The sequence below is a fragment of the Mycobacterium sp. PS03-16 genome, assembly GCF_004570325.1.
In the GTDB taxonomy this organism is placed as follows: domain Bacteria; phylum Actinomycetota; class Actinomycetes; order Mycobacteriales; family Mycobacteriaceae; genus Mycobacterium.
The window spans coordinates 1-5,392 of the sequence record NZ_SPQO01000067.1; the positions used below are offsets into that span (position 1 = coordinate 1).

Below are 5,392 nucleotides of genomic sequence, written 5' to 3' on the forward strand. Positions count from 1 at the left end.
GTTGTTTGAGAACTCAATAGTGTGTTTGGTGGTTTTTGTTTGTTGTTTTTTTGGCCTGCCTCTTTTTCCCGTTTAGGGGTGGGTTGTTGTTTTTTGCCAGATTTTTCTGGTGCTTGGTCAGATTGTTCTGAACGTTTTTGTTTGGAGAGTTTGATCCTGGCTCAGGACGAACGCTGGCGGCGTGCTTAACACATGCAAGTCGAACGGAAAGGCCCTTCGGGGTACTCGAGTGGCGAACGGGTGAGTAACACGTGGGTGATCTGCCCTGCACTTTGGGATAAGCCTGGGAAACTGGGTCTAATACCGGATAGGACCACGGTCTGCATGGATTGTGGTGGAAAGCTTTTGCGGTGTGGGATGGGCCCGCGGCCTATCAGCTTGTTGGTGGGGTGATGGCCTACCAAGGCGACGACGGGTAGCCGGCCTGAGAGGGTGTCCGGCCACACTGGGACTGAGATACGGCCCAGACTCCTACGGGAGGCAGCAGTGGGGAATATTGCACAATGGGCGCAAGCCTGATGCAGCGACGCCGCGTGGGGGATGACGGCCTTCGGGTTGTAAACCTCTTTCAGTAGGGACGAAGCGCGAGTGACGGTACCTACAGAAGAAGCACCGGCCAACTACGTGCCAGCAGCCGCGGTAATACGTAGGGTGCGAGCGTTGTCCGGAATTACTGGGCGTAAAGAGCTCGTAGGTGGTTTGTCGCGTTGTTCGTGAAAACTCACAGCTTAACTGTGGGCGTGCGGGCGATACGGGCAGACTGGAGTACTGCAGGGGAGACTGGAATTCCTGGTGTAGCGGTGGAATGCGCAGATATCAGGAGGAACACCGGTGGCGAAGGCGGGTCTCTGGGCAGTAACTGACGCTGAGGAGCGAAAGCGTGGGGAGCGAACAGGATTAGATACCCTGGTAGTCCACGCCGTAAACGGTGGGTACTAGGTGTGGGTTTCCTTCCTTGGGATCCGTGCCGTAGCTAACGCATTAAGTACCCCGCCTGGGGAGTACGGCCGCAAGGCTAAAACTCAAAGGAATTGACGGGGGCCCGCACAAGCGGCGGAGCATGTGGATTAATTCGATGCAACGCGAAGAACCTTACCTGGGTTTGACATGCACAGGACGCCGGCAGAGATGTCGGTTCCCTTGTGGCCTGTGTGCAGGTGGTGCATGGCTGTCGTCAGCTCGTGTCGTGAGATGTTGGGTTAAGTCCCGCAACGAGCGCAACCCTTGTCTCATGTTGCCAGCACGTTATGGTGGGGACTCGTGAGAGACTGCCGGGGTCAACTCGGAGGAAGGTGGGGATGACGTCAAGTCATCATGCCCCTTATGTCCAGGGCTTCACACATGCTACAATGGCCGGTACAAAGGGCTGCGATGCCGTGAGGTGGAGCGAATCCTTTCAAAGCCGGTCTCAGTTCGGATCGGGGTCTGCAACTCGACCCCGTGAAGTCGGAGTCGCTAGTAATCGCAGATCAGCAACGCTGCGGTGAATACGTTCCCGGGCCTTGTACACACCGCCCGTCACGTCATGAAAGTCGGTAACACCCGAAGCCGGTGGCCTAACCCCTTGTGGGAGGGAGCCGTCGAAGGTGGGATCGGCGATTGGGACGAAGTCGTAACAAGGTAGCCGTACCGGAAGGTGCGGCTGGATCACCTCCTTTCTAAGGAGCACCACGAAAAGAGTCATGACGCTGGGTCATGCTCGAGCCGTGTGGAGTCGGTCGCTGTAGTGGCGCCGGCTGGGTGCACGACAAACATGTCGGTCGGTGGGAAATCCGGTCGCGAAGAGATTGCCAGACACACTGTTGGGTCCTGAGGCAACAGGCCCGCGGGCTCATCCCTTCAGTGGGGTGGGTGCCGGACATCGCCGGTGGTGGTGTTTTTGTTGCTGCCCTGCTTTGGTGGTGGGGTGTGGTGTTTGATTTGTGGATAGTGGTTGCGAGCATCTGACACAGGTGGCTTTGCGTGTATGCGTGGAAGTGGCTTGTGTCGTTTGTATGCAATTTCATTGTATGACTCATTTTTGGTTTTGTGTTGTAAGTGTTTAAGGGCGCATGGTGGATGCCTTGGCACTGGGAGCCGATGAAGGACGTGGGAGGCTGCGATATGCCTCGGGGAGCTGTCAACCGAGCGTGGATCCGAGGATGTCCGAATGGGGAAACCCGGCACGAGTGATGTCGTGTCACCCGGCACTGAATGTATAGGTGTCGGGGGGGAACGCGGGGAAGTGAAACATCTCAGTACCCGTAGGAAGAGAAAACAATTGTGATTCCGTGAGTAGTGGCGAGCGAAAGCGGAGGATGGCTAAACCGTGCACATGTGATACTCGGCAGGGGTTGTGTGTGTGGTGTTGTGGGGTCTGTCTTTCCAGGTCTGCCGGTCTGGACCGCAGTGAGAAAAACTCGTGTTAGTCGAATGGTTTGGGATGGCCGGCCGGAGAGGGTGAGAGTCCCGTAGGCGAAAACACGTGTTCTGTGGTGATGGTGTCCCCGAGTAGCAGCGGGCCCGTGGAATCTGCTGTGAATCTGCCGGGACCACCCGGTAAGCCTGAATACTTCCCAGTGACCGATAGCGGATTAGTACCGTGAGGGAACGGTGAAAAGTACCCCGGGAGGGGAGTGAAATAGTACCTGAAACCGTGCGCTTACAATCCGTCAGAGCCTTCGCTTTATGTGTGGGGTGATGGCGTGCCTTTTGAAGAATGAGCCTGCGAGTCAGGGACATGTCGCGAGGTTAACCCGGGTGGGGTAGCCGTAGCGAAAGCGAGTCTGAATAGGGCGTATCCCCGTGAGGGGTGTAGTGGTGTGTTCTGGACCCGAAGCGGAGTGATCTACCCATGGCCAGGGTGAAGCGCGGGTAAGACCGCGTGGAGGCCCGAACCCACTTAGGTTGAAGACTGAGGGGATGAGCTGTGGGTAGGGGTGAAAGGCCAATCAAACTCCGTGATAGCTGGTTCTCCCCGAAATGCATTTAGGTGCAGCGTCGCATGTTTCTTGTTGGAGGTAGAGCTACTGGATGGCCGATGGGCCCTACTAGGTTACTGACGTCAGCCAAACTCCGAATGCCGACAAGTGAGAGTGTGGCAGTGAGACGGCGGGGGATAAGCTCCGTGCGTCGAGAGGGAAACAGCCCAGATCGCCGGCTAAGGCCCCTAAGCGTGTGCTAAGTGGAAAAGGATGTGCAGTCGCGAAGACAACCAGGAGGTTGGCTTAGAAGCAGCCACCCTTGAAAGAGTGCGTAATAGCTCACTGGTCAAGTGATTGTGCGCCGATAATGTAGCGGGGCTCAAGCACACCGCCGAAGCCGCGGCATCGACCTTGTGTTGATGGGTAGGGGAGCGTCCTGCATCCGGTGAAGCAGCCGAGTGATCGAGTTGTGGAGGGTGTGGGAGTGAGAATGCAGGCATGAGTAGCGATAAGGCAAGTGAGAACCTTGCCCGCCGAAAGACCAAGGGTTCCTGGGCCAGGCCAGTCCGCCCAGGGTGAGTCGGGACCTAAGGCGAGGCCGACAGGCGTAGTCGATGGACAACGGGTTGATATTCCCGTACCCGTGTGTGAGCGTCCCTGATGAATCCATCGTGCTAACCGCCCAAATGGTTGTCCATCAATCCCTTCGGGGTGCGAGGGCAGCCGGCTGCGCGGGACCCCGGTGGGTAGTAGTCAAGCGATGGGGTGACGCAGGAAGGTAGCCGTACCAGTCAGTGGTTGTACTGGGGTAAGCCTGTAGGACGAGTGATAGGCAAATCCGTCACTCATGTGTCTGAGAGGTGATGCATAGCCGGTTGAGGCGAATTCGGTGATCCTATGCTGCCAAGAAAAGCCTCTAGCGAGTGCACACACGGCCCGTACCCCAAACCGACACAGGTGGTCAGGTAGAGAATACCGAGGCGTACGAGTGAACTATGGTTAAGGAACTCGGCAAAATGCCCCCGTAACTTCGGGAGAAGGGGGACCCACGGTACGTGTAAGCCTTCACGGCCCAAGCGGAGGTGGGTGGCACAAACCAGTGAGAAGCGACTGTTTACTAAAAACACAGGTCCGTGCGAAGTCGCAAGACGAGGTATACGGACTGACGCCTGCCCGGTGCTGGAAGGTTAAGAGGACCGGTTAACCCTTCGGGGTGAAGCTGAGAATTTAAGCCCCAGTAAACGGCGGTGGTAACTATAACCATCCTAAGGTAGCGAAATTCCTTGTCGGGTAAGTTCCGACCTGCACGAATGGCGTAACGACTTCTCAACTGTCTCAACCATAGACTCGGCGAAATTGCATTACGAGTAAAGATGCTCGTTACGCGCGGCAGGACGAAAAGACCCCGGGACCTTCACTACAACTTGGTATTGGAGTTCGATACGGTTTGTGTAGGATAGGTGGGAGACTGTGAAGCACTGACGCCAGTTAGTGTGGAGTCGTTGTTGAAATACCACTCTGATCGTATTGGGCTTCTAACCTCGAACCGTATATCCGGTTCAGGGACAGTGCCTGGTGGGTAGTTTAACTGGGGCGGTTGCCTCCTAAAAAGTAACGGAGGCGCCCAAAGGTTCCCTCAACCTGGACGGCAATCAGGTGTTGAGTGTAAGTGCACAAGGGAGCTTGACTGCGAGACTGACACGTCAAGCAGGGACGAAAGTCGGGACTAGTGATCCGGCACCCCCGAGTGGAAGGGGTGTCGCTCAACGGATAAAAGGTACCCCGGGGATAACAGGCTGATCTTCCCCAAGAGTCCATATCGACGGGATGGTTTGGCACCTCGATGTCGGCTCGTCGCATCCTGGGGCTGGAGCAGGTCCCAAGGGTTGGGCTGTTCGCCCATTAAAGCGGCACGCGAGCTGGGTTTAGAACGTCGTGAGACAGTTCGGTCTCTATCCGCCGCGCGCGTCAGAAGCTTGAGGAAATCTGTCCCTAGTACGAGAGGACCGGGACGGACGAACCTCTGGTACACCAGTTGTCCCACCAGGGGCACCGCTGGATAGCCACGTTCGGACAGGATAACCGCTGAAAGCATCTAAGCGGGAAACCCCCTCCAAGACCAGGCTTCTCACCCATTCAGTGGGATAAGGCCCCCCGCAGACCACGGGATCGATAGACCAGACCTAGAAGTTCAGCAATGAATGAAGGGAACTGGCACTAACCGGCCGAAAACTTACACACACCCAAAACTGGGAATGCTACGCAACCACACCACACCAAGAATCAACACACCGATTCACACCCCACCACCAAAAAACACTTCCCCCACCACACGCGTGGGGGCACTCAAAAACGAGTGAATAAAGTTACGGCGGTCCATAGCGGCAGGGAAACGCCCGGTCCCATCCCGAACCCGGAAGCTAAGCCTGCCAGCGCCGATGATACTACCCACACGGGTGGAAAAGTAGGACACCGCCGAACACACATTA

Annotated in this window: 3 rRNA genes; all 3 read left to right on the plus strand. The window is 56.5% G+C overall.

The window, feature by feature from the left end:
* Positions 1–138 precede the first annotated feature (138 nt).
* The 3 genes from E4P42_RS26595 to rrf all read left to right on the plus strand — a co-directional run bounded on the left by E4P42_RS26595 (position 139) and on the right by rrf (position 5,384).
* Positions 139–1,658: ribosomal RNA gene (locus tag E4P42_RS26595) — 16S ribosomal RNA — on the plus strand.
* A 373-nt stretch (positions 1,659–2,031) separates the two neighbouring features.
* Positions 2,032–5,144, plus strand: a 23S ribosomal RNA gene (locus E4P42_RS26600).
* 126 nt (positions 5,145–5,270) lie between these two features.
* Positions 5,271–5,384, plus strand: a 5S ribosomal RNA gene (rrf, locus tag E4P42_RS26605).
* The 16S, 23S and 5S rRNA genes sit together here, the layout of an rRNA operon.
* The last annotated feature ends 8 nt before the right edge of the window (positions 5,385–5,392 follow it).